18 protein-coding genes are annotated in these 22522 nt (G+C 65.3%); 9 read left to right on the forward strand and 9 right to left on the reverse strand.

Annotated features, from left to right (window positions below; genetic code table 11):
- Positions 1–230 precede the first annotated feature (230 nt).
- Positions 231–2135 (forward strand): potassium transporter Kup, encoded by a 1905-nt coding sequence (locus ACKI1H_RS13510; RefSeq protein WP_138522628.1) that lies wholly within the window; start codon positions 231–233, stop codon positions 2133–2135.
- 262 nt (positions 2136–2397) lie between these two features.
- Here the strand turns inward: ACKI1H_RS13510 and ACKI1H_RS13515 are convergent, their stop codons facing one another.
- The 4 genes from ACKI1H_RS13515 to ACKI1H_RS13530 form a co-directional block, all read right to left on the reverse strand.
- A complete protein-coding gene (locus ACKI1H_RS13515; RefSeq protein ID WP_138522626.1) occupies positions 2398–2664 on the reverse strand; it encodes a DUF2790 domain-containing protein in 267 nt (88 codons plus the stop codon).
- Between the two features lie 256 nt (positions 2665–2920).
- Positions 2921–3151: a cbb3-type cytochrome c oxidase subunit 3 gene (locus ACKI1H_RS13520; RefSeq protein WP_440468860.1), complete on the reverse strand. Its 231-nt coding sequence runs from the start codon at positions 3149–3151 to the stop codon at positions 2921–2923.
- Between the two features lies 1 nt (position 3152).
- Positions 3153–4580 carry a cytochrome-c oxidase, cbb3-type subunit I gene (gene ccoN / locus ACKI1H_RS13525; protein WP_440468603.1) on the reverse strand — a complete coding sequence of 476 codons (1428 nt, stop codon included), beginning with the start codon at positions 4578–4580 and terminating at the stop codon, positions 3153–3155.
- A gap of 150 nt (positions 4581–4730) precedes the next feature.
- A complete protein-coding gene (locus tag ACKI1H_RS13530; RefSeq protein ID WP_440468604.1) occupies positions 4731–5165 on the reverse strand; it encodes an NUDIX hydrolase in 435 nt (144 codons plus the stop codon).
- Between the two features lie 122 nt (positions 5166–5287).
- Between ACKI1H_RS13530 and rluB the strand changes: the two genes are divergently transcribed.
- A complete protein-coding gene (gene rluB / locus ACKI1H_RS13535) occupies positions 5288–6793 on the forward strand; it encodes a 23S rRNA pseudouridine(2605) synthase RluB (RefSeq protein WP_440468605.1) in 1506 nt (501 codons plus the stop codon).
- 200 nt (positions 6794–6993) lie between these two features.
- Here rluB and ACKI1H_RS13540 read toward each other — a convergent pair whose 3' ends face one another.
- The 5 genes from ACKI1H_RS13540 to ACKI1H_RS13560 all read right to left on the reverse strand — a co-directional run bounded on the left by ACKI1H_RS13540 (position 6994) and on the right by ACKI1H_RS13560 (position 11812).
- Complete coding sequence (locus tag ACKI1H_RS13540; RefSeq protein WP_138522616.1) at positions 6994–7920, reverse strand: GGDEF domain-containing protein; 927 nt, start codon at positions 7918–7920, stop codon at positions 6994–6996.
- 266 nt (positions 7921–8186) lie between these two features.
- On the reverse strand, positions 8187–8930 hold the full coding sequence (locus tag ACKI1H_RS13545) for a YciK family oxidoreductase (protein WP_138522614.1): 744 nt from the start codon (positions 8928–8930) through the stop codon (positions 8187–8189).
- 51 nt (positions 8931–8981) lie between these two features.
- On the reverse strand, positions 8982–9659 hold the full coding sequence (gene mupP, locus ACKI1H_RS13550; protein WP_440468606.1) for an N-acetylmuramic acid 6-phosphate phosphatase MupP: 678 nt from the start codon (positions 9657–9659) through the stop codon (positions 8982–8984).
- Positions 9656–10354 (reverse strand): bifunctional 2-polyprenyl-6-hydroxyphenol methylase/3-demethylubiquinol 3-O-methyltransferase UbiG, encoded by a 699-nt coding sequence (gene ubiG, locus ACKI1H_RS13555; RefSeq protein ID WP_017517979.1) that lies wholly within the window; start codon positions 10352–10354, stop codon positions 9656–9658. The genes mupP and ubiG overlap by 4 nt, the downstream gene beginning before the upstream one ends.
- 132 nt (positions 10355–10486) lie before the next feature.
- A complete protein-coding gene (locus tag ACKI1H_RS13560) occupies positions 10487–11812 on the reverse strand; it encodes a TRZ/ATZ family hydrolase (protein ID WP_440468607.1) in 1326 nt (441 codons plus the stop codon).
- Positions 11813–11964: 152 nt separating this feature from the next.
- Between ACKI1H_RS13560 and mtnA the strand changes: the two genes are divergently transcribed.
- The 7 genes from mtnA (at position 11965) to cmk (ending at position 22360) form a co-directional block, all read left to right on the forward strand.
- On the forward strand, positions 11965–13041 hold the full coding sequence (gene mtnA / locus ACKI1H_RS13565) for an S-methyl-5-thioribose-1-phosphate isomerase (RefSeq protein WP_081517944.1): 1077 nt from the start codon (positions 11965–11967) through the stop codon (positions 13039–13041).
- 233 nt (positions 13042–13274) lie between these two features.
- On the forward strand, positions 13275–16055 hold the full coding sequence (gene gyrA, locus ACKI1H_RS13570) for a DNA gyrase subunit A (protein WP_440468608.1): 2781 nt from the start codon (positions 13275–13277) through the stop codon (positions 16053–16055).
- 14 nt (positions 16056–16069) lie between these two features.
- Positions 16070–17155: a 3-phosphoserine/phosphohydroxythreonine transaminase gene (serC, locus tag ACKI1H_RS13575; protein WP_440468609.1), complete on the forward strand. Its 1086-nt coding sequence runs from the start codon at positions 16070–16072 to the stop codon at positions 17153–17155.
- Positions 17155–18252, forward strand: coding sequence for a prephenate dehydratase (gene pheA / locus ACKI1H_RS13580; RefSeq protein WP_138522602.1), 1098 nt, complete (start codon positions 17155–17157; stop codon positions 18250–18252). Before serC ends, pheA begins: the two co-directional genes overlap by 1 nt.
- Positions 18253–18340: 88 nt before the next feature.
- Positions 18341–19453, forward strand: coding sequence for a histidinol-phosphate transaminase (hisC, locus tag ACKI1H_RS13585; RefSeq protein ID WP_440468610.1), 1113 nt, complete (start codon positions 18341–18343; stop codon positions 19451–19453).
- On the forward strand, positions 19446–21671 hold the full coding sequence (locus ACKI1H_RS13590) for a bifunctional prephenate dehydrogenase/3-phosphoshikimate 1-carboxyvinyltransferase (protein ID WP_440468611.1): 2226 nt from the start codon (positions 19446–19448) through the stop codon (positions 21669–21671). The genes hisC and ACKI1H_RS13590 overlap by 8 nt, the downstream gene beginning before the upstream one ends.
- On the forward strand, positions 21671–22360 hold the full coding sequence (gene cmk, locus ACKI1H_RS13595) for a (d)CMP kinase (protein ID WP_138522596.1): 690 nt from the start codon (positions 21671–21673) through the stop codon (positions 22358–22360). Before ACKI1H_RS13590 ends, cmk begins: the two co-directional genes overlap by 1 nt.
- The last annotated feature ends 162 nt before the right edge of the window (positions 22361–22522 follow it).

A 22522-nucleotide genomic window follows, 5' to 3' on the forward strand; every position in this document is an offset into this window, starting at 1 on the left:
GAAGGGCGCGCTGGCGGCGCCTCTGATCAAAAAGTGCGCAATTCTAGCGGCGTCCCGCGCACTTGACCAGCCTCTCTGGGACAAGCTGTCGCACGCCGCCGGACAGCCCCGTCCGCCCGGTAATTCCGGGCAACAGGCTCTATAGTCAATCAGAACCTTCGAACCCGGCTCTTGCATCGACGAAAGGGTCGGAGCAGGATGCGCCGAATTTTTTTGAGGAATTTTGTTACATGTCCGATGCAAGCGCCGGCACCGTTGAGCATGAGCAGCCCCATTCGAGCTCCGCGATCGGCCTGATGGTCGGCGCCGTGGGCGTCTGCTACGGCGATATCGGCACCAGCCCGCTGTACACCCTCAAGGAAGTCTTCATCGGCGGTTACGGCGTACAGGCCAACCACGACGGCGTCCTCGGCGTGCTCTCGCTGATCTTCTGGTCGCTGATCTGGGTGGTGTCGATCAAGTACGTGATCTTCGTACTGCGCGCCGACAACCAGGGCGAGGGTGGCGTAATGGCGTTGTCCGCCCTGGCTCGTCGTGCTGCCACCGGACGTCGCCGACTGCAGGCGATGGTGGTGATCGCCGGTCTGATCGGCGCGGCACTCTTCTATGGCGACAGCATGATTACCCCGGCGATCTCGGTCCTTTCGGCTATCGAGGGCCTGGAGATCGCCTTCGATGGGCTGGAGCACTGGGTGGTGCCACTCTCGCTGATCGTGCTGGTGGGTCTGTTCCTGATCCAGAAGCACGGCACCGCGCGTATCGGGATCCTGTTCGGCCCGGTCATGGTGGCCTGGTTCCTCGCCCTCGCTGCGCTAGGGGTCTACGGCGTATCCCGCGAGCCCGAGGTGCTCAAGGCGATGAACCCTGCCTGGGCCTTCAACTTCTTCGTTTCCCATCCGGGCATCGGCGTGGCCATCCTCGGCGCCACCGTGCTGGCGCTGACCGGTGCCGAGGCGTTGTATGCCGACATGGGCCACTTCGGCCGCAAACCCATCGCCCGCGCCTGGTTCGCCCTGGTGTTGCCGGCGCTGGTGCTGAACTACTTCGGCCAGGGCGCGACCATCCTGGTCAACCCGGAAGCCGCGCGTAACCCCTTCTACCTGACCGCGCCAGGCTGGGCGCTGCTACCGATGGTGGCGCTGTCCACCGCGGCCACGGTGATCGCGTCGCAGGCGGTGATTTCCGGGGCCTTCTCGTTGACCCGCCAGGCCATCCAGCTCGGCTACGTGCCGCGGATGTCGATCCAGCACACCTCCAGTCATGAGCAGGGGCAGATCTACATCCCCATGGTGAACTGGGCGCTGATGGTCGGTGTGGTCCTGCTGGTGCTGGGCTTCGAATCCTCCGCCGCGCTGGCCTCGGCCTATGGCGTGGCGGTGACCGGCACCATGCTGATGACCACCCTGCTGATGGGTGTCGTGGTCTGGCTGCTGTGGAAATGGCCGCTGTGGCTGGCGATTCCGTTCTTCCTGACGATGCTGTTCGTCGACACCCTGTTCTTCGCCGCGAACCTGCCCAAGGTTGTACAGGGCGGCGCCTTCCCGGTCGTTGCCGGTATCGGCCTGTTCATCCTGATGACGACTTGGAAGCGCGGTCGCCAGCTACTGGTGGACCGCCTCGACGAGGGCTCGCTGCCGCTGCCGCTGTTCATCTCCAGTATCCGCTCGCAGCCGCCGCATCGCGTGCAGGGCACCGCCGTGTTCCTTACCGCTCGTACTGATGCCGTGCCGCACGCGCTGTTGCACAACCTGCTGCACAACCAGGTGCTGCATGAGCAGGTCGTGCTGCTCACCGTGGTCAACGAAGACAGCCCGCGGGTGACCCAGGACCGTCGCTTCGAGGTAGATGCCTACGGTGAGGGCTTCTTCCGCGTGGTGCTGCACTTCGGCTTCATGGAAGACCCGGACATCCCGCAGGCGCTCAAGCTGTGCCATCTCAACGAGCTGGACTTCAGCCCGATGCGCACCACCTATTTCCTTAGCCGTGAGACGGTGATCCCGTCCAAGCTGATCGGCATGGCGCGCTGGCGCGAGGCGCTGTTCGCCTTCCTGCTGAAGAACGCCAACGGCAACCTGCGCTACTTCAACCTGCCGCTGAACCGGGTGATCGAGCTGGGAACGCAGGTGGAAATCTGAGTTTCCGTTGCATGAAAAGGCGCGCCAATGGGCGCGCTTTTTCGTTGAGGTCGGTTCGCGAGCAAGCTCGCTCCTACAAAGAGCACAACAGCGGCGACCTGTAGGAGCGAGCTTGCTCGCGAACCACTTCAATCCAGCGCTTCGGCCAAGCTCGATTGGCGAACGTGCCCATTGCTCCAGGTTGAATCAGGATCGCCCTCCAACCGCCACCACTGGCTCGCGGGGTTGGCCAAGACGGCTGGAGGACGATGTGCTTCGCGGCTCAGCCCTGGCTGGTGCTGCCGCCCCATTCGAGGAAGCGGACCTTGTGGGTCTGGCCTTCGTGATCCTGGTAGACCATGTACGCCGGTACGACGCCGACCTTGCCGGAGTTGTCGGTGCGGTGCAGAACCTTGTCGACGTCCAGGGACATGCCGTAGTGGTATTCGGTGACCGGCAGCTCGGCGCCGGGGTTCTTGATTGCGTCCTGGGCAAAAGCCATCGGGGCGAGGCTGGAGATGACAGCCGACACGACAGAGGCAAGCTTCATTCTTTATTTCCTCGGTGAGGGCCCGTTGGGGCCCCTGAATGGGATTGAAAGCCCCACCGGGGAGCACTGGCATCGATGATGTCTGTCCTGGGGTCCAGACAGGACAGGGGACGATGCTTCAGGCGTCCATCCGGTGGCGGGGCACGGGAGTGATATTCCTCCTCGGGCTGCCCGCCGGGAAATTGATGTGCTTGCTAATGAAAATTGATGGAGGTGATGTGGCGCTCTGTCTCAGGCGTGTCCGCAAAGTGGCGCGCTAGGGCTGCCAGTCGCGCCAGTGCTCGCAGTCACCCCGACAGCGGCCGGGGCAGGCGCAGCCCGTTCGGCTGCGCCCGGTGGCCTTCTCCACGCGCCGGGCGACTTCCTCGTCATCGGCGAAGGGCAGCATGCTGGCTTCCTCGATGCCCCGGTCGCGGTGGGCCCTCAGGCACCAACCGACGCCGAAATACAGCACCAGCAGGCCCGCGCCCCCCAGCCAGAGCGTCATCTCAGACCATCCGCTCGGCGACACGCATCGCCTCGGGGCGCGCCTGGCGCACCGTTACCCAGGTATTCCAGGCCATCAACAGCATGCCGCTGAGGAACATCAGCCCTCCCGTCATGCGTACCACGAAGCCGGGGTGGCTGGCCTGCAGTGCTTCGACGAAGGAGTAGGTGAGCGTGCCGTCGGCGTTCACCGCCCGCCACATCAGGCCCTGTGTGATGCCGTTGACCCACATCGAAGCGATGTAGAGGACCGTGCCGATGGTGGCCAGCCAGAAGTGTGCGTTGATCAGACCGATGCTGTGCATCTGTTCGCGACCGAAGACCTTGGGGATCAGGTGATAGAGCGAGCCGATGGAAATCATCGCCACCCAGCCCAGTGCGCCGGCATGGACGTGGCCGATGGTCCAGTCAGTGTAGTGAGACAGGGCGTTGACGGTCTTGATCGCCATCATCGGACCTTCGAACGTCGACATGCCGTAGAACGCCAGGGAGACGACGAGGAAGCGCAGGATCGGGTCGGTGCGCAACTTATGCCAGGCGCCGGAGAGCGTCATCATGCCGTTGATCATGCCGCCCCAGCTGGGTGCCAGGAGGATCAGCGACATCACCATGCCCAGCGACTGCGCCCAGTCGGGCAGGGCGGTGTAATGCAGGTGGTGTGGGCCGGCCCAGATGTACAGGGTGATCAGCGCCCAGAAGTGGACGATGGACAGCCGGTAGGAATACACCGGGCGCCCGGCCTGCTTGGGCACGAAGTAGTACATCATCCCGAGGAAGCCGGTGGTGAGGAAGAATCCCACCGCGTTGTGCCCGTACCACCATTGCACCATGGCGTCGGTGGCGCCCGAGTACACCGGGTAGGACTTGAACCAGTCCACCGGAATGGCCAGGTGGTTGACTATGTGCAGCATCGCCGTGACCAGGATGAAGGCGGCGAAGAACCAGTTGCCCACATAGATGTGCGGGGTCTTGCGCTTCATCAGCGTGCCGAAGAACACCACTGCGTAGGCGACCCAGACGATGGCCATCCACACTGCGCCGGTGAACTCGATCTCGGCGTACTCCTTGGTGGTGGTGTAGCCCAGTGGCAGTGTGATCATCATGGTCACGATCAGCGCCTGCCAGCCCCAGAAAGTGAACGCGGCGAGGCTGTCGGAAAACAGGCGTGTCTGGCAGGTGCGCTGCACCGTGTAGTAACTGGTGGCGAACAGCGCACAACCGCCGAAGGCGAAGATCACCAGGCTGGTGTGCAACGGGCGCAGGCGCCCGAAACTGGTCCACGGCAGGTCCAGGTTCAGTTGTGGCCAGACCAACTGGGAGGCGATCAGTACCCCCATGGCCATGCCGACGACACCCCAGACCACCGTCATGATGGCGAACTGGCGAACCACCTTGTAGTTGTACGCCTGCTCCGTGCTTCTCGTGTTCATGCTCGATTCCCGCTTGTGACAGAACGTCCGGACGCGCCGCTGGATAAAAAGCAGGGCGCTCCGGGGAGCGGGCAATCTAGGAAAATGCGGGCAGAGGAAACAGATTCAGATGGGCCGCTCAAATACGTATCAGCGGTCCGGCGCGCGGATTCAGGCGATGTCCCTGCGCCCTGCGAGGAAATGCCGCAGGCGTTCCTGCAGGTAATCCACGGCTTGTTCTTCGGCGAGGTATTCGCTGACGCGCATCAGTCGCCAGTACTGACCCTCATCGCCAAAGCGGATGGCCTCGAACTCCGCCTCCTGCAGCCGCGCCACCAGGAACCAGGCCCAGGGTGCGGGGCCATGGGTGGCGGGATAGCGGCGCAGCCATTCGATGCGCTGCTCGTCCAGACGCAGGGAGAATTCTTCTTCCAGCTCGCGCAACGCGCATTGCGCCGGGGTTTCGTCGCCTTCGCGGCCGCCGCCGGGAAAGTCCCAGCAGCCGGGGTAGGGGATTCCCGGCTTGTCGTCGCGCTTGTAGACCACCAGTTGGCCGGCGTGGAACAGCGCGAGCTTGGCGCCGGTGAAGTCGTCTTCGTGGTGCATGGCTTCATTCCTCCTGTAAGTCGACTAGTCTTTCCCGACTGCGGACGGTGCTTTGCCGCCCGCAAGCGCGTATGATGCGCGACCTTTTTTATTCGCTGCATGCCACACCGGGAGGTGCCCAGATGACCGACACGCACGAAAACCTCGAAGAACTTACCCCAGCCCCAGCCGGCGAGAAACTGCAGAAAGTCCTCGCACGCATGGGCGTCGGCTCGCGCCGTGACGTCGAAGCCTGGATCGACGAAGGTCGCGTCAAGGTCAATGGCGCCGTGGCTACCCTCGGCCAGCGCGTGGGCGACCGCGACGCCATCGCCGTCGATGACCGCCTGCTCAAGCGCGAGAAGATCGAAGAGCACGTCCGTCGCGTGCTGATCTACAACAAGCCCGAAGGCGAAGTCTGCACCCGCGACGATCCGGAAGGCCGTCCGACCGTGTTCGACCGCCTGCCGCGTCTGCGCAGCGGCCGCTGGATCAACGTCGGTCGCCTGGACATCAACACCACCGGCCTGCTGATGTTCACCACCGACGGTGAGCTGGCCAACCGCCTGATGCACCCGTCCTACGAGATGGACCGCGAGTACGCCGTGCGCGTGCGTGGCGAAGTCGACGAAGAGATGATCGAGCGCCTGAAAGCCGGCGTGATGCTCGAAGACGGCCCGGCCAAATTCAGCGACATCCAGGAAGCGCCGGGTGGCGAAGGCTTCAACCACTGGTACCACGTGGTGGTGATGGAAGGCCGTAACCGTGAAGTCCGCCGCCTGTGGGAATCCCAGGGCGTGGTGGTCAGCCGCCTGAAACGCGTGCGTTTCGGACCGGTGTTCCTGACCTCCGAGCTGACCATGGGCCGCTACCGCGAGATGGGCCAGCGCGAGCTGGATATCCTCAGTGAGGAAGTCGGCCTGACGCCGGTCGCCCTGCCCGCGGTCTCCACCAAGACCAAGGAAAAGGTCGAGCGCCAGGAGCGCAAACTCGGCAAGAAGCTGGCGCCCAGCGAGCGTCCGGGCCGTGGCTCGCGTACCCGTACCGAGCGCGCCGAAGGCGAGCGTCCGCAGCGTGCTCCGCGTCCGGCGTCCGGCGAACGCCCGGCTCGTGGTCCGCGTGATTCCGACGAGCACCCGGCTCGCGCTCCGCGTGGCGATGCCGCTGACAGCCGTGCACCGCGCCAATCCCGTGACGGCGCTGGCGAGCGCCCGGCGCGTGCTCCTCGCGATGCAGGTGACCGCCCGGTCCGCGCCCCGCGTGGCGACTCTGCCGACAGCCGCGCCCCGCGCAAGCCGCGTGACGCTGGTGGTGATCGTCCTGCTCGTGCTCCGCGCGACGCTGGCGATCGTCCGGCCCGTGGCCCGCGCAGCGACGCTGGTGAAGGCCGCGCTCCGCGCAAGCCGCGTGACGCCGGGGGTGACCGCCCTGCTCGCGCTCCGCGCGACGACGCTGATCGCCCGGCCCGTGGCCCGCGCAGCGATGCCGGTGAAGGCCGTGCTCCGCGCAAGGCGCCGAGCGACCGTCCAGCGCGTGAGAAAGGCGCCCCGCTGGCCGAGCGTCCCGGCAAGCCGGTCGCCCGCAAGCCGATCGCCAAGCGTCGTCCGCAGGCTGCCGGTGACGGCATGCGTCCGGGCTTCAAGCGCTAAGCGACAGCGGTAAATGAAAAAGGGCTCCTCGGAGCCCTTTTTTATTGCCTGCGATCTGACGGTTTTTGTAGGAGCGGTAGGCGTCGGTTTCCGGCACGCAGGATGGCGTGGAGCGAAGCGATACCCATCGAAACTGGCATTTGCAGCATGGGTATCGCCTAGGCTCCACCCATCCTACGGATCAGCGCTCACGCAGGGGCTCAGCTGGCGCAGGCCAACCGGTTGCGGCCGTCGCGCTTGGCTTCGTACAGGGCGCTGTCGGCGCGGCGCAGCAGGTCGTCCACTGACTCGCCGCCATTGAGCGTCGCGCAGCCCAGGCTGATGGACAGCGGCAACCGCTTGCCGTCGGCGGCCAGGTTCAGCTCTTCCACGGCAGCGCGCAGCCGTTCGCCGACCTGTACGGCGGCAACGCCGGGGGTGTTGGAGAGCAGCACGAGGAACTCTTCGCCGCCGAAGCGGAACACCATGTCGACGTTGCGCAGGCTGTTCTTCAGTGCCGTGGCGACGGCGCGCAGTGCATCGTCGCCGACGCTGTGGCCGTGTTCGTCGTTGATCTGCTTGAAGTGGTCCAGGTCGAGCATGAGGATCGACAGCGGCAGCAGGTGGCGCCGCGCGACCTCGACCTCGCGGCCCAGGGTCTGATCCATGGCGATGCGGTTACCGGTGCCGGTCAGCGCATCGCGCAGCGCCGATTGCACGGCGGCGCGATAGAGCAGGGCGTTACGCAGCGGGTAGAGCAGGCAGGCCATCAACGACTCCAGCTGCGCCAGCTCGGCCTCGGAGAAGCGCCGGGTGCGGCGGAAGCTGATTTCGCCAAGGTATTCGCTGGCGTGGGTCAGGCGGTAGTCGGCACTGTGCCTGGCCACTTCGCCGAACTCCAGGCGCAGGTCGGCACCGGCATGGAAGTAGGCCATGTACTCCACCGGCAGCATCTGCTGGATCTCGCGGAAGAACACCGCCAGGATGCGCTCGGCCTCCAGGCTCACCTGCAGTTGCAGGTTCAACTGCTGGCGCAATTCCAGCAGGTCCAGCGGACGTCGCGAGAGGGTGCGGGTGTCCTGGCTGGCGGCGCGCTGGAGCTTGGCAGCATCGAAATCGATGGTGTTGGACTGCTTGGGAGGAACCATGGCGGTGACCATTTTTACGGCGTTTGCAGGGACAGAGCGATTTCCGTGCCAGGGCGCGGAAAGGCCTGAAAAGACGCCGTATTGACCGACCGATGGTGGTCGGGGTTCCCCAATGGGGATAGGTTTTGCCAGAAGTCTGGCGAAATAGTGGCACTTTGCCGGGATGCGAAGCGAAGCGAAGCCGGAAAATTGGCGGGAGGCGGCGTCGTTGCTGGGCTGCAGGTTGACGCCGCTGGTACGCCAGTACCGATTCTGCGAGGCGGAAATCAGTCCTGGGCGTTGAAGGCCTGGCCGTTCACGCCCTTGCTGTCCGGGCCCATGAGGTACAGGTAGACCGGCATGATCTCTTCGGGCGCCGGGTTGTTGTAGGCGTTCTCGCCCGGATAGGCATGGGCGCGCATGGCGGTGCGGGTGGCGCCAGGGTTGACGCTGTTGGCGCGCACGCTGCTGATGTCCTCGCACTCGTCCGCCAGTACCTGCATCAGGCCTTCGGTGGCGAACTTCGACACCGCATAGGCGCCCCAGTAAGCGCGGCCCTTGCGGCCGACGCTGCTGGAGGTGAAGACCACCGAGGCATCCTCGGAGAGCTTGAGCAGCGGCAGCAGGGTATGGGTAAGGCTGAACATGGCGTTGACGTTTACCTGCATGACGCGGGTGAAGTTGTCGGTGGAAATCTGCTCGATGGGCGAACGCAGGCCGAGGATCGAAGCGTTGTGCAGCAGGCCGTCGAGCTTGCCGAACTCTTTCTCGATCATGGCCGCCAGTTCGTCGTATTGGTGCGGCAGGGTGGTTTCCAGATTCAGCGGGATCACCACCGGTTCCGGATGGCCGGCGGCGACGATCAGGTCATAGACCTCGTTGAGGAAGTCCTCGGTCTTGCCCAGCAGCAGCACAGTGGCGCCGTGTGCGGCAAAGGCGAGCGAGGCGGCGCGGCCGATACCGCGGCCGGCGCCGGTCACCAGGATCACGCGGCCCTTGAGCAGGTCGGGGCGGGCGGAATAGTCGAACATGGTTTCTCCTTGGCGAAGCCCGTCAGCGCGAAGGGCTCCGAGGGATTCGGCTCAGCAGGAGCAGAGGGCGCGGTCGAGGACAGCGAGCAGGTCGAGAGGCGCATCGACAATGACGTCGGCGCCCCAGTGAGTGGGGTTGTCGTCCGGATGGATATAGCCGTAGCGCACCGCTGCGGTCTTGGTCCCTGCGGCACGGCCCGACTCGATGTCGCGCAGGTCGTCACCGATGAACAGCACTTCGGACGGATCGACCTTCAGCTGGCTGCAGGCCAGCAGGAGCATTTCCGGGTCCGGCTTGCTGTTCTTCACGTGATCCGGGCAGACCAGTACCTTCGAGCGCTCGGCCAGGCCCAGCTGTTCCATGATCGGCGCGGCGAAGCGCACCGGCTTGTTGGTCACCACGCCCCAGATCAGGCGCGAGCGTTCGATGCTTTCCAGCAGCTCCGGCATGCCGTCGTAGGGACGGGTCAGAACGGCGCAATGCTCCTGGTAGCGGTCGAGGAACTCCTGGCGCAGGGCCTCGAAGCCGGGGGCCTCCGGGTCCATGTCGAAGGTCGCGGCGACCATGGCGCGGGCGCCACCGGAGACGACGTCCTGGATGCGCTGGTCATCGATCGGTGCGCGGCCGTGGGCGGCGAGCATCGCCTGGCAGACGGCGATGAAGTCCGGCGCGGTATCCAGCAGCGTGCCGTCCATGTCGAAGAGAACCGCTCTGAGCATGCGACTCACTCCTCGCGCAGGGTCTGGATCATGTAGTTGACGTCGACATCGTTGGCCAGCTTGTAGTGCTTGGTCAGCGGGTTGTAGGTCAGGCCGATGATGTCCTTGACCGCCAGGCCCGCGTCACGCGACCAGGCGCCCAGCTCGGAGGGGCGGATGAACTTCTTGAAATCGTGGGTGCCACGCGGCAGCAGGCGCATCACGTACTCCGCACCGACGATGGCGAACAGGTAGGCCTTCGGGTTGCGGTTGATGGTGGAGAAGAACACCTGGCCGCCGGGCTTGACCATCCTGTAGCAGGCGCGGATGACCGAGGCTGGGTCCGGTACGTGCTCGAGCATCTCCAGGCAGGTCACCACGTCGAACTGCTCGGGCATCTCTTCGGCCAGTTCTTCGGCGGTGATGCGGCGGTATTCCACCGGCACGCCGGATTCCAGCTGGTGCAGCTGGGCGACCGCCAGGGGGGCTTCGCCCATGTCGATCCCGGTCACGGTGGCGCCGCGCTGGGCCATGGCTTCGCTGAGGATGCCGCCGCCGCAGCCGACGTCGAGTACCTTCTTGCCGGCGAGGCTGACACGCTCGTCGATCCAGTTGACCCGCAGCGGGTTGATGTCGTGCAGGGGCTTGAACTCGCTTTCGCGGTCCCACCAGCGGTGGGCGAGGGCCTCGAATTTGGCGATCTCGGCGTGGTCGACGTTGCTCATGGTGTCCCTATTGATCAAAAAACTGGAAACGAAGGCTGACTATGATGCCAGCTTCGTGGAATGGATGGGGCGCGGCATGACAGATTGTCGCAGCGGCGGCCTGTGTCGCCGCTGCGACAGGAAAGTCAGGGCTCAGGCGCCAGCGATCTTGCGGCCCCACTCGCTGGCGACGGCGATCAGGCGCGCTTCGTCCAGGCGGGTGAGCTTGCCGTTGTCCAGCAGTTGCTTGCCACCGACCCAGACGTGGCGCACGCAGTCGCGACCGCTGGCATAGATGACCTGCGAAACCGGCTCGTATACCGGCTGCTGGGCCAGTCCGGAGAGGTCGAAGGCGGTGATGTCGGCGGACTTGCCCAGCTCCAGGCTGCCGGTTTCCTGTTCCATGCCCAGCGCGCGGGCGCCGTTCAGGGTGGCCATGCGCAGGGCGCGGTGAGCGTCCAGCGCGGTGGCCTGGCCGGCAACGGCCTTGGCCAACAGGGCGGCGGTACGGGTTTCACCGAGCAGGTCGAGGTCGTTGTTGCTGGCTGCGCCGTCGGTGCCGATGGCGACATTGACGCCGGCCTGCCACAACCGTTCCACCGGACAGAAACCGCTGGCCAGCTTGAGGTTGGATTCCGGGCAGTGCACCACCGAGCTGTTGGTTTCCACCAGCATGGCCAGGTCCTCGTCGTTCACCTGGGTCATGTGTACGGCCTGGAAGCGCGGGCCGAGCAGGCCGAGCCGGTGCAGGCGGGCCAGCGGGCGCTCGCCATTCTTCTCCAGCGCCTGCTGGACCTCGAAGGCGGTCTCGTGAACGTGCATGTGGATGCCGACGTCCAGTTCCTCGGCGAGCATCAGGATGTTTTCCAGCTTGTCGTCGCTGACCGTGTAGGGCGCATGCGGGCCGAAGGCGACCTTGATGCGCGGGTGGTGCTTGAGGTCGTCGCGCAGCGCCAGGCCCTGGCGGATCGCTTCGTCGGCGTCGCGGGCGCCGGGGATCGGGAAGTCCAGCACCGGCACGCTGATCTGCGCCCGCACGCCGGCCTTGTGCACCACCTCGCAGGCGACCTGCGGAAAGAAGTACATGTCCGAGAAGCAGGTGATGCCGCCCTTGAGCTGCTCGGCGATGGCCAGTTCGGTGCCATCACGGACGAAGTCCTCGCTGACCCACTTGGCTTCCGCCGGCCAGATGTGTTCCTGCAGCCAGGTCATCAGCGCCAGGTCATCCGCCAGGCCGCGGAACAGGCTCATTGCCGCGTGGCCGTGGGCGTTGATCAGGCCGGGGGACAGCAGCATGCCCGGCAGCTCGCGGGTTTCCGTGGCTGGGTGGCGCAGCACCTCGGCACGGGGGGCGAGCAGGGCGATGCGGCCATCGCGGATGCCCAGGCCGTGATCGCGCAGGACGACGCCGGCGGGCTCGACGGGGACGATCCAGGTGGGGAAGAGCAGCAGGTCGAGCGGGGCTTTTTCGGTCGGCATGAAGCGCATCCTGGGCGCGTGGATAAAGGCGCCGAGTATAGCCGAGCGCCAGGGCGTCAGGCTCGGTATACTCCGCCGTTTCCCGGTGTTTCCGGGGTGATTTCCGTGGCGCCGGAGCGGCCCGCGATTCCATTCGAATGAAGAGGTGTTCCATGCGTGAGCGACTGTTGGCGGCCGAACGGGTTACGGCCATTGATTGGCGCAAGGGCACACTCCGACTGCTGGACCAGCGCCTGTTGCCGCTGGAGGAAACCTGGCTGTCCTACGAGACCGCCGAAGGCGTGGCCGACGCCATTCGCCAGATGGTCGTACGCGGTGCGCCGGCCATCGGCATCGCTGCCGCCTACGGCCTGGTGCTGGGCCTGCGCGCTCGCGTAGCCGCCGGCGGTGATTGGCGCGCGGCGCTGGAAGACGACTTCACCGTGCTGGCGGAGTCGCGTCCGACCGCAGTCAACCTGTTCTGGGCGCTGAACCGCATGCGTGATCGCCTGGAGCGCCTGAAACCGGGCGAAGACCCGCTGCCGCTGCTGGAAGCCGAGGCCGTGGCGATCCACGAGAGCGACCGCGAGGCGAACCTGACCATGGCCCAACTGGGCGTGGACCTGATCCGCAAGCACCATGGCGGTCCGCAGAAGATCCTCACTCACTGCAACACCGGCGCCCTGGCCACCGGCGGCTTCGGTACCGCGCTGGGCGTGCTGCGCGCGGCACACCTGGAAGGGTTGATCGAGCGTGTCTACGCCGATGAGACCCGTCCCTGGCTGCAGGGCGCTCGCCTGACCGCGTGGGAACTGGCCAATGAAGGTGTGCCGGTCACCCTGAACGTGGATGCCGCCGCCGCGCACCTGATGAAGACCGAAAGCATCACCTGGGTCATCGTCGGCGCCGACCGGATCACCGCCAATGGCGACGTCGCCAACAAGATCGGCACCTACCAGTTGGCGGTCACCGCCATGCACCACGGCGTGCGCTTCATGGTGGTGGCCCCCAGTTCGACCATCGACATGGGTCTGGAAAGCGGCGAGGACATCCCGATCGAGGAGCGCGACGGTCGCGAACTCCTGGAAATCGGCGGCAAACGTGTTGCCGCTGATGTCGAAGCCTTCAATCCGGTGTTCGATGTGACTCCGGCCGATCTGATCGATGCCATTGTGACCGAGCGCGGCGTCGTCGAGCGTCCGGACACCGAGCGGATGGCCCAGTTGATGAGCCGCAAGCGCCTGCACTGACGGGGGCTGCGGCAATTCATCGAGGGGCTTGGGCGAGGGTAGGGTTTGACCCTGGCTTGTGGTAAGCTCCGACGGTTCTTGATGGGGCATTTTTTCGGCCCCCACAGCATCGCGGATCAACGGCCAAGTCGTTGATTTGTAGAGAGTCGGTGGCGCTTTGATGGCGCACCGCGCTCCGCCGGGCTCAGGACGGGCTTGGCGGAGTCCCATTTGAAAAAGGAACCAGGCTTCTCATGGGCGAACTGGCCAAAGAAATCCTCCCGGTCAACATCGAAGACGAACTCCGACAGTCCTACCTCGATTACGCCATGAGCGTGATCGTCGGTCGTGCCCTGCCCGATGCACGCGACGGCTTGAAGCCCGTGCATCGCCGCGTCCTGTACGCCATGAGCGAACTGGGCAACGACTGGAACAAGCCCTACAAGAAGTCCGCCCGTGTGGTCGGTGACGTGATCGGTAAGTACCACCCGCACGGCGACACCGCGGTATACGACACCATCGTCCGCATGGCCCAGCCGTTCTCGCTGCGCTACATGCTGGTCGACGGCCAGGGCAACTTCGGTTCGGTGGACGGCGACAACGCCGCGGCCATGCGATACACCGAAGTGCGCATGTCCAAGCTCGCCCATGAGCTGCTGGCGGACCTGGACAAGGAAACCGTCGACTGGGTGCCCAACTACGACGGCACCGAGCAGATCCCGGCAGTCATGCCGACCAAGATCCCGAACCTGCTGGTCAACGGTTCCAGCGGTATTGCCGTGGGCATGGCGACCAACATTCCGCCGCACAACCTCACCGAGGTGATCGACGGCTGCCTGGCGCTGATGGATAACCCCGAGCTGTCCATCGACGACCTGATGCAGTACATCCCCGGCCCGGACTTCCCGACCGCGGGCATCATCAACGGTCGTGCGGGCATCATCGAGGCCTATCGCACCGGTCGTGGCCGCGTCTATATCCGTGCCCGCGCCACCATCGAGGACATGGAAAAGGGCGGCAACCGCCAGCAGATCATCATCACTGAGCTGCCCTACCAGCTAAACAAGGCTCGCCTGATCGAGAAGATCGCCGAGCTGGTGAAAGAGAAAAAGATCGAAGGCATCACCGAGCTGCGCGACGAGTCCGACAAGGACGGCATGCGTGTGGTCATCGAGCTGCGCCGCGGCGAAGTAGGCGAGGTCGTGCTGAACAACCTCTACGCCCAGACCCAGCTGCAGAGCGTCTTCGGTATCAACGTGGTAGCCCTGGTCGACGGCCAGCCGCGCACGATGAACCTCAAGGACATGCTCGAGGTCTTCATCCGTCACCGCCGTGAAGTGGTGACCCGCCGGACCGTCTACGAACTGCGCAAGGCCCGCGAGCGTGGCCACATCCTCGAAGGCCAGGCCGTCGCCCTGTCGAACATCGATCCGGTGATCGAGCTGATCAAGACCTCGCCGACCCCGGCCGAGGCCAAGGAGCGCCTGATTTCCACCGGCTGGGAATCCAGCGCCGTGGAAGCCATGGTCGAACGTGCCGGTGCCGATGCCTGCCGTCCGGAAGACCTGGACCCGCAGTACGGCCTGCGTGACGGCAAGTACTTCCTGTCGCCGGAACAGGCCCAGGCCATCCTCGAGCTGCGCCTGCACCGCCTGACCGGCCTGGAGCACGAGAAGCTCCTGTCCGAGTACCAGGAAATCCTCACTCTGATCGGCGAGCTGATCCGCATCCTGACCAACCCCGAGCGCCTGATGGAAGTCATCCGCGAGGAGCTGGAGAAGGTCAAGGCCGAGTTCGGCGACGCCCGCCGCACCGAGATCGTCGCGTCGCAGATGGACCTGACCATCGCCGACCTGATCACCGAAGAAGAGCGCGTGGTGACCATCTCCCACGGCGGCTACGCCAAGTCCCAGCCGCTGGCTGCCTATGAGGCCCAGCGTCGCGGTGGCAAGGGCAAGTCCGCCAGTGGCGTGAAGGACGAGGACTACATCGAACACCTGCTGGTCGCCAACAGCCATGCCACGCTGCTGCTGTTCTCCAGCAAGGGCAAGGTCTACTGGCTGCGCACCTTCGAGATTCCGGAAGCCTCGCGTACCGCCCGTGGTCGCCCGCTGGTGAACCTGCTGCCGCTGGATGAAGGCGAGCGCATCACCGCGATGCTGCAGATCGACCTGGAAGCCGTGCGCGCCCAGTTTGCCGGTGATGACAACGAAGACGACGACGTGGTTGCCGAGCAGGTCGCCGAAGTGGTGGAAGCCGAAGAGGCCGAGGAGGGCGACGACGCCGACTTCAGCCAGGACGAGCCGACCGGCGCGTACATCTTCATGGCCACCATGAAAGGCACCGTGAAGAAGACCCCGCTGATCCAGTTCACCAAGCCGCGTTCCAACGGCCTGATCGCCCTGAAGCTGGAAGAGGGCGACTCGCTGATCGCCGCCGCGATCACCGACGGTTCGAAGGACGTGATGATGTTCTCCGACGCTGGCAAGGTAATCCGCTTCAAGGAAAGCAAGGTGCGCATCATGGGCCGTAACGCCCGTGGCGTGCGCGGCATGCGCCTGGCCGAAGGCCAGCGCATCATTTCCATGCTGATCCCCGAGTGCCGCGAAGCGCAGATCCTCAGCGCCTCCGAGCGTGGCTACGGCAAGCGCACCCCGCTGGCCGACTACCCGCGTCGCGGTCGTGGCGGCCAGGGCGTGATCGCCATGGTGATCAACGAGCGTAACGGCAACCTGGTAGGTGCCGTGCAGGTGCTGGACGGCGAAGAGATCATGCTGATTTCCGACCAGGGCACCCTGGTGCGTACCCGCGTCGACGAAGTCCGTGGCGCTGGCCGTAACACCCAGGGCGTGATCCTCATCAAGCTGGCCGCCGACGAGACCGTCGTGGGCCTGGAGCGGGTGCAGGAGCCGACCGTGGTGGACGACGAAGACGACGTCATCGACGGCGAGATCGTCGAGGGCGAAGTGTCGCAAGAGAACCCAGAAGCAGGCGAAGCTGCGGCTGAAGAAGCCCCGCAGGCCAGCGAAGACTGATAGCGAGAGTGGATGTGAGCAAGCGAGCCTTTAACTTCTGCGCCGGTCCCGCGGCGCTTCCCACCGAGGTGCTGGAGCGCGCCCGCGCCGAGCTGCTGGATTGGCAGGGCAAGGGCCTGTCGGTCATGGAGATGAGCCACCGTAGCGACGACTACGTGGCCATCGCCGAGAAGGCCGAGCAGGACCTGCGCGACCTGATGGGCGTGCCGTCGAACTACAAGGTGCTGTTCCTGCAGGGCGGCGCCAGCCAGCAGTTCGCCGAGATCCCGCTGAACCTGCTGCCCGAAGACGGCGTGGCGGACTACGTGGAAACCGGCATCTGGTCGAAGAAGGCCATCGAAGAGGCTCGTCGCTACGGCAACGTCAACGTGGTTGCCAGCGCATCCAAGTACGACTACTTCGCCATTCCCGGCCAGAACGAGTGGAACCTGTCCAAGGACGCCGCTTACCTGCACTACGCGTCCAACGAGACCATCGGCGGCCTGGAGTTCGACTGGATTCCGGAAGTCGGCGACGTCCCGCTGGTGGTGGACATGTCCTCGGACATCCTCTCCCGTCCGACCGACGTCTCGAAGTTCGGCTTGATCTACGCCGGCGCGCAGAAGAACATCGGCCCGTCCGGTCTGGTGGTGGTCATCGTTCGCGAAGACCTGCTGGGCCGCGCCCGCAGCATCTGCCCGACCATGCTCAACTACAAGGTCGCCGCCGATAACGGCTCCATGTACAACACCCCGGCTACCTACTCCTGGTACCTCTCCGGCCTGGTCTTCCAGTGGCTGAAGGAGCAGGGCGGCGTCGACGCCATGGAGCAGCGCAACCGCGCCAAGAAGGACATGCTGTACGGCTTCATCGACAACAGCGACTTCTACACCAACCCGATCCAGCCCAGCGCCCGTTCCTGGATGAACGTGCCGTTCCGCCTGGCCGACGAGAAGCTCGACAAGGCCTTCCTCGAAGGCGCCGATGCGCGCGGCCTGCTCAACCTGAAGGGCCACCGTTCGGTGGGTGGCATGCGTGCCTCCATCTATAACGCCCTGGGCCTGGATGCCATCGGAGCCCTGGTCGGCTACATGGCCGAGTTCGAGAAGGAGCACGGCTGATGAGCGACGCTGACCAGCTCAAGGCTTTGCGCGTACGCATCGACAGCCTCGACGAGAAGATCCTCGAGCTGATCAGCGAACGCGCCCGCTGCGCCACCGATGTGGCGCGGGTGAAGATGGCGGCCCTGCCCGAAGGCGAGAAGCCGGTGTTCTACCGGCCCGAGCGCGAGGCGTGGGTGCTCAAGCACATCATGGAGCTGAACAAGGGCCCGCTGGACAACGAGGAAGTCGCTCGTCTGTTCCGCGAGATCATGTCTTCCTGCCTGGCCCTGGAACAGCCGCTGAAAGTGGCCTACCTCGGCCCGGAAGGCACCTTCACCCAGGCCGCGGCGCTCAAGCACTTCGGCCACGCGGTCATCAGCACACCGATGGCGGCCATCGACGAAGTGTTCCGCGAAGTCGCCGCCGGTGCGGTGAACTTCGGCGTGGTGCCGGTGGAAAACTCCACCGAGGGCGCGGTCAACCACACCCTCGACAGTTTCCTCGAGCACGACATGGTGATTTGTGGCGAAGTCGAGCTGCGCATCCACCACCACCTGCTGGTGGGCGAGAACACCAAGACCAGCAATATCACCCGCATCTATTCCCACGCCCAGTCCCTGGCCCAGTGCCGCAAGTGGCTGGACGCGCACTACCCGAATGTCGAGCGTGTGGCGGTCTCCAGCAACGCCGACGCCGCCAAGCGAGTGAAAAGCGAGTGGAACAGCGCGGCGATTGCCGGCGACATGGCGGCCAGCCTGTACGGCCTCGACAAGTTGCACGAGAAGATCGAGGACCGCCCGGACAACTCCACGCGTTTCCTCATGATCGGCAACCAGGAAGTGCCGCCCACCGGCGACGACAAGACCTCCATCATCGTCTCCATGCGCAACAAGCCGGGTGCTCTGCACGAGCTGCTGGTGCCGTTCCACAACAACGGCATCGACCTGACCCGTATCGAGACCCGGCCGTCGCGCAGCGGCAAGTGGACCTACGTGTTCTTCATCGACTTCATCGGCCACCACAAGGACCCGCTGATCAAGGACGTGCTGGAGAAGATCAACAGCGAAGCCGTTGCCCTGAAGGTGCTGGGCTCGTACCCCAAAGCGGTTCTCTGAAACCGCGAGCCGCAAGCCAGGGCCGCAAGCTGCCGACACGTCGGTGGATGGTTGATGGCTTGCGGCCCATAGCTTGAGGCTTTTAGCGATGTCGTGTGATTTCCTTGCCCTGGCCCAGCCGGGCGTGCAGAAGCTTTCCCCCTACGTGCCCGGCAAGCCGGTCGATGAGCTGGCCCGCGAGCTGAAGCTCGACCCCGCCGGCATCGTCAAGCTGGCCAGCAACGAGAACCCGCTGGGCCCGAGCCCGAAGGTCCTCGAGGCTATTCGTGCCGAGCTGGCCGAACTGACCCGCTATCCCGATGGCAACGGTTTCGAACTGAAAAGTCGCCTGGCTGCCCGCTGCAGCGTCGATACCGCGCAGGTCACCCTGGGCAACGGCTCCAACGACATTCTCGACCTGGTTGCCCGTGCCTATCTGGCTCCTGGCCTGAATGCCGTGTTCAGCCAGTACGCCTTTGCCGTCTATCCAATCTCCACCCAGGCTGTCGGCGCCCAGGGCAAGGTCGTGCCGGCCAAGGACTGGGGACATGACCTGGAAGCCATGCTGGCGGCCATCGACGCCAACACCCGGGTGATCTTCATCGCCAACCCGAACAACCCCACTGGCACCTGGTTCGGCCCGGACGCGCTGGAGCGCTTCCTCTCGCAAGTCCCGGAAAGCGTCCTGGTGGTGCTCGACGAGGCCTACATCGAGTACGCCGAAGGCGAAGAGTTGCCGGACGGCCTGAAGTACCTGGCCCGCTACCCGAACCTGCTGGTCTCGCGCACCTTCTCCAAGGCTTACGGCCTGGCGTCGCTGCGGGTCGGCTACGCGATCTCCTCGGCGCAGGTCGCCGACGTGCTCAACCGCGTACGCCAGCCATTCAACGTCAACAGCCTGGCTCTGGCTGCCGCCTGCGCCGCGCTGGACGACGCGCAGTACCTGGCCGAAGGCAAGCGCATCAACGACGAAGGCATGGCCCAGCTGGAAAGCGGCCTGCGCGCGCTGGACCTGCAGTGGATTCCGTCCAAGGGCAATTTCATTGCCGTGGACCTCAAGCGTGATGCCGGCCCGATCTACCAGGCCCTGCTTGCCGAGGGCGTGATCGTCCGTCCGGTGGGCGGCTACGGCATGCCGCAGCACCTGCGCATCTCCATCGGCCTGCCGGCCGAGAACGCCCGCTTCCTCGACGCCCTGGCCAAGGTGCTTGCCCGTGCCTGATGTCCAGCCACGCAAGCTGCATCGTCTGGTGGTGGTGGGGCTCGGCCTGATAGGCGGCTCCTTCGCCAAGGGCATCCGCGAGAAGGGGCTGTTCGACGAAGTGGTCGGCGTCGACCGTGACCCGGAAACCCGCCGTCTGGCGGTGGAACTGGGCGTGGTCGATCGCTGCGAGGAAAGCCTCGCCGTCGGTTGCCGTGACGCCGACGTGATCCAGCTCGCCGTGCCGATCCTGGCCATGGAGAAGGTCCTCGGCGAGCTCGCCACCCTCGACATTGGCAGCGCGATTCTCACCGACGTGGGCAGCGCCAAGGGCAACGTGGTGCGCGCCGCGAAAGCGGTATTCGGCGGCATGCCGGCACGCTTCGTTCCCGGTCATCCCATCGCCGGTTCCGAGCAGAGCGGGGTCGAGGCGGCCAACGCAAAACTGTTCCGCCGTCATAAAGTTATCCTCACGCCGCTGGATAATGCCGACGCGGACGCGATCCAGTGCGTCGAGAGCCTTTGGCGCGAGCTGGGCGCGGATGTCGAGCAGATGGCCGTCGAACACCATGACGAAGTCCTCGCCGCCACCAGCCACCTGCCGCATCTGCTGGCCTTTACGCTGGTCGACTCGCTGGCCAAACGCAGCGAGAATCTGGAAATCTTCCGCTATGCCGCTGGTGGCTTCCGCGACTTCACGCGGATCGCCGGCAGCGACCCGGTGATGTGGCACGACATCTTCCTCGCCAACCGCGAGGCGGTGCTGCGCATCCTCGACGTATTCCGTGACGACCTCGATGACCTGCGCGAGGCCGTCGATCAAGGGGACGGGCAACAACTGATGGGCGTCTTCACCCGCGCCCGGGTTGCCCGCGAGCATTTCAGCAAAATCCTGGCCCGCCGGGCCTATGTGGACGCCATGCACAACAATGACCTGATTTTCCTGGCCCAGCCGGGTGGCCGCCTCTCCGGGCGCGTACGCGTACCGGGCGACAAGTCCATTTCCCACCGCTCGATCATGCTCGGCTCGCTGGCCGAAGGCACGACCGAGGTGCAAGGCTTCCTCGAGGGTGAAGACGCCCTCGCCACCATCCAGGCGTTCCGCGACATGGGCGTGGTCATCGAAGGCCCGCACCACGGTCGCGTGACCGTTCACGGCGTCGGCCTGCACGGCCTGAAGACCCCGCCCGGCCCGATCTACCTGGGTAACTCCGGCACCTCCATGCGCCTGCTCAGCGGCCTGCTCGCCGCCCAGCCGTTCGACACCACCCTGACCGGCGACGCCTCGCTGTCCAAGCGCCCGATGAACCGCGTCGCCAAGCCGCTGCGCGAGATGGGTGCGGTGATCGAGACCGGTCCCGAAGGTCGTCCGCCGCTGACCATCCGTGGTGGCCAGAAACTGACCGGCATGCACTACGACATGCCGATGGCCAGTGCCCAGGTGAAATCCTGCCTGCTGCTCGCCGGCCTCTACGCTGCCGGAGAAACCTCCACCACCGAGCCGGCCCCGACTCGCGACCACACCGAACGCATGCTGCGCGGCTTCGGCTACCCGGTCGACGTCGAAGGCGCCACCGCCCGCGTCGAGTCCGGCCACAAGCTCACCGCCACGTCCATCGAAGTCCCGGCCGACATTTCCTCGGCGGCCTTCTTCCTGGTCGCCGCGAGCATCGCCGAAGGTTCCGACCTGACCCTGGAGCACGTCGGCATCAACCCGACTCGTACCGGCGTCATCGACATCCTCAAGCTCATGGGCGCCGACATCACCCTGGAAAACCAGCGTGAAGTGGGCGGCGAGCCGGTTGCCGACATTCGCGTGCGTTCGGCGCAGCTGAAAGGCATCGACATCCCCGAAGACCTGGTGCCGCTGGCCATCGACGAATTCCCGGTGCTCTTCGTCGCTGCCGCCAACGCCGAAGGCCGCACTGTGCTGCGTGGTGCGGAAGAGCTGCGGGTGAAGGAGTCCGACCGTATCCAGGTCATGGCCGATGGTCTACTGGCCCTGGGTGTGAAGTGCGAGCCGACCCCGGACGGCATCATCATTGATGGTGGCAGCTATGGCGGCGGCGAAGTCTGGAGCCACGGCGACCACCGTATCGCCATGTCCTTCAGCGTGGCTTCCCTGCGTGCGGGCGCGCCGATCCGTATCCACGACTGCGCCAACGTTGCGACGTCCTTCCCGAACTTCCTCGGGCTCGCGTCCGGCGCTGGCATTCGCGTCGCCGAGGAGAATAACTGATGAACGGCGAATGGCCGGTCCTCGCCATCGACGGCCCCAGCGGCTCAGGCAAAGGCACCGTTGCCGGTCTGCTGGCCAAGCGCCTGGGCTGGAACCTGCTGGACTCCGGTGCGCTGTATCGCCTGCTGGCGTTCGCTGCCGGTAACCACGGCATCGACCTGACCAACGAGGAAGCCCTCAAGGTCCTGGCGGCGCACCTGGACGTACAGTTCACCCACGCCAAGGGCGGGCAGGGCCAGCACATCATCCTTGAAGGCGAAGACGTCACTGACGTCATCCGCACCGAACAGGTGGGTGCCGGCGCCTCGCAAGTCGCCGCGCTGCCGGCGGTCCGCGATGCGCTGCTGCAGCGCCAGCGCGCCTTCCTCGAAGCGCCGGGCCTGGTGGCCGACGGTCGTGACATGGGTACAGTGGTCTTCCCCAGTGCTCCGCTGAAGATATTCCTCACCGCTTCCGCCGAGGAGCGCGCCCGTCGGCGCTACCTGCAGCTCAAGGGCAAGGGTATCGACAGCGACCAGGCGCAACTGGCCGAAGAAATCAGCGCCCGCGACGAGCGCGACAGCCAGCGTGCGGTCGCCCCGCTCAAACCCGCCGAAGGTGCCATCCTGGTGGACTCCACCTCGATGAGCATCGACGAAGTGGTGGACAGCATCCTCGCCGAGGTTTCGCGCCTGGGTCTGGCCGACTAGTCGATCGGGAATCGAAAAGCCCCGGCATGGCCGGGGCTTTTCCTTTTCGGGTAAGGATGTCCGCAGGAGGGAACTGACGGGCGGCTCTCCCAATTTCCGAGGCTGGGCGAAAATAAAGGAACGAGGCTGGCGTCGCGAAGGGCATTGGAAAACAGGGGCGCC

It is taken from the genome of Pseudomonas sp. YH-1 (genome assembly GCF_051990045.1).
Taxonomy (GTDB): domain Bacteria; phylum Pseudomonadota; class Gammaproteobacteria; order Pseudomonadales; family Pseudomonadaceae; genus Pseudomonas; species Pseudomonas nicosulfuronedens.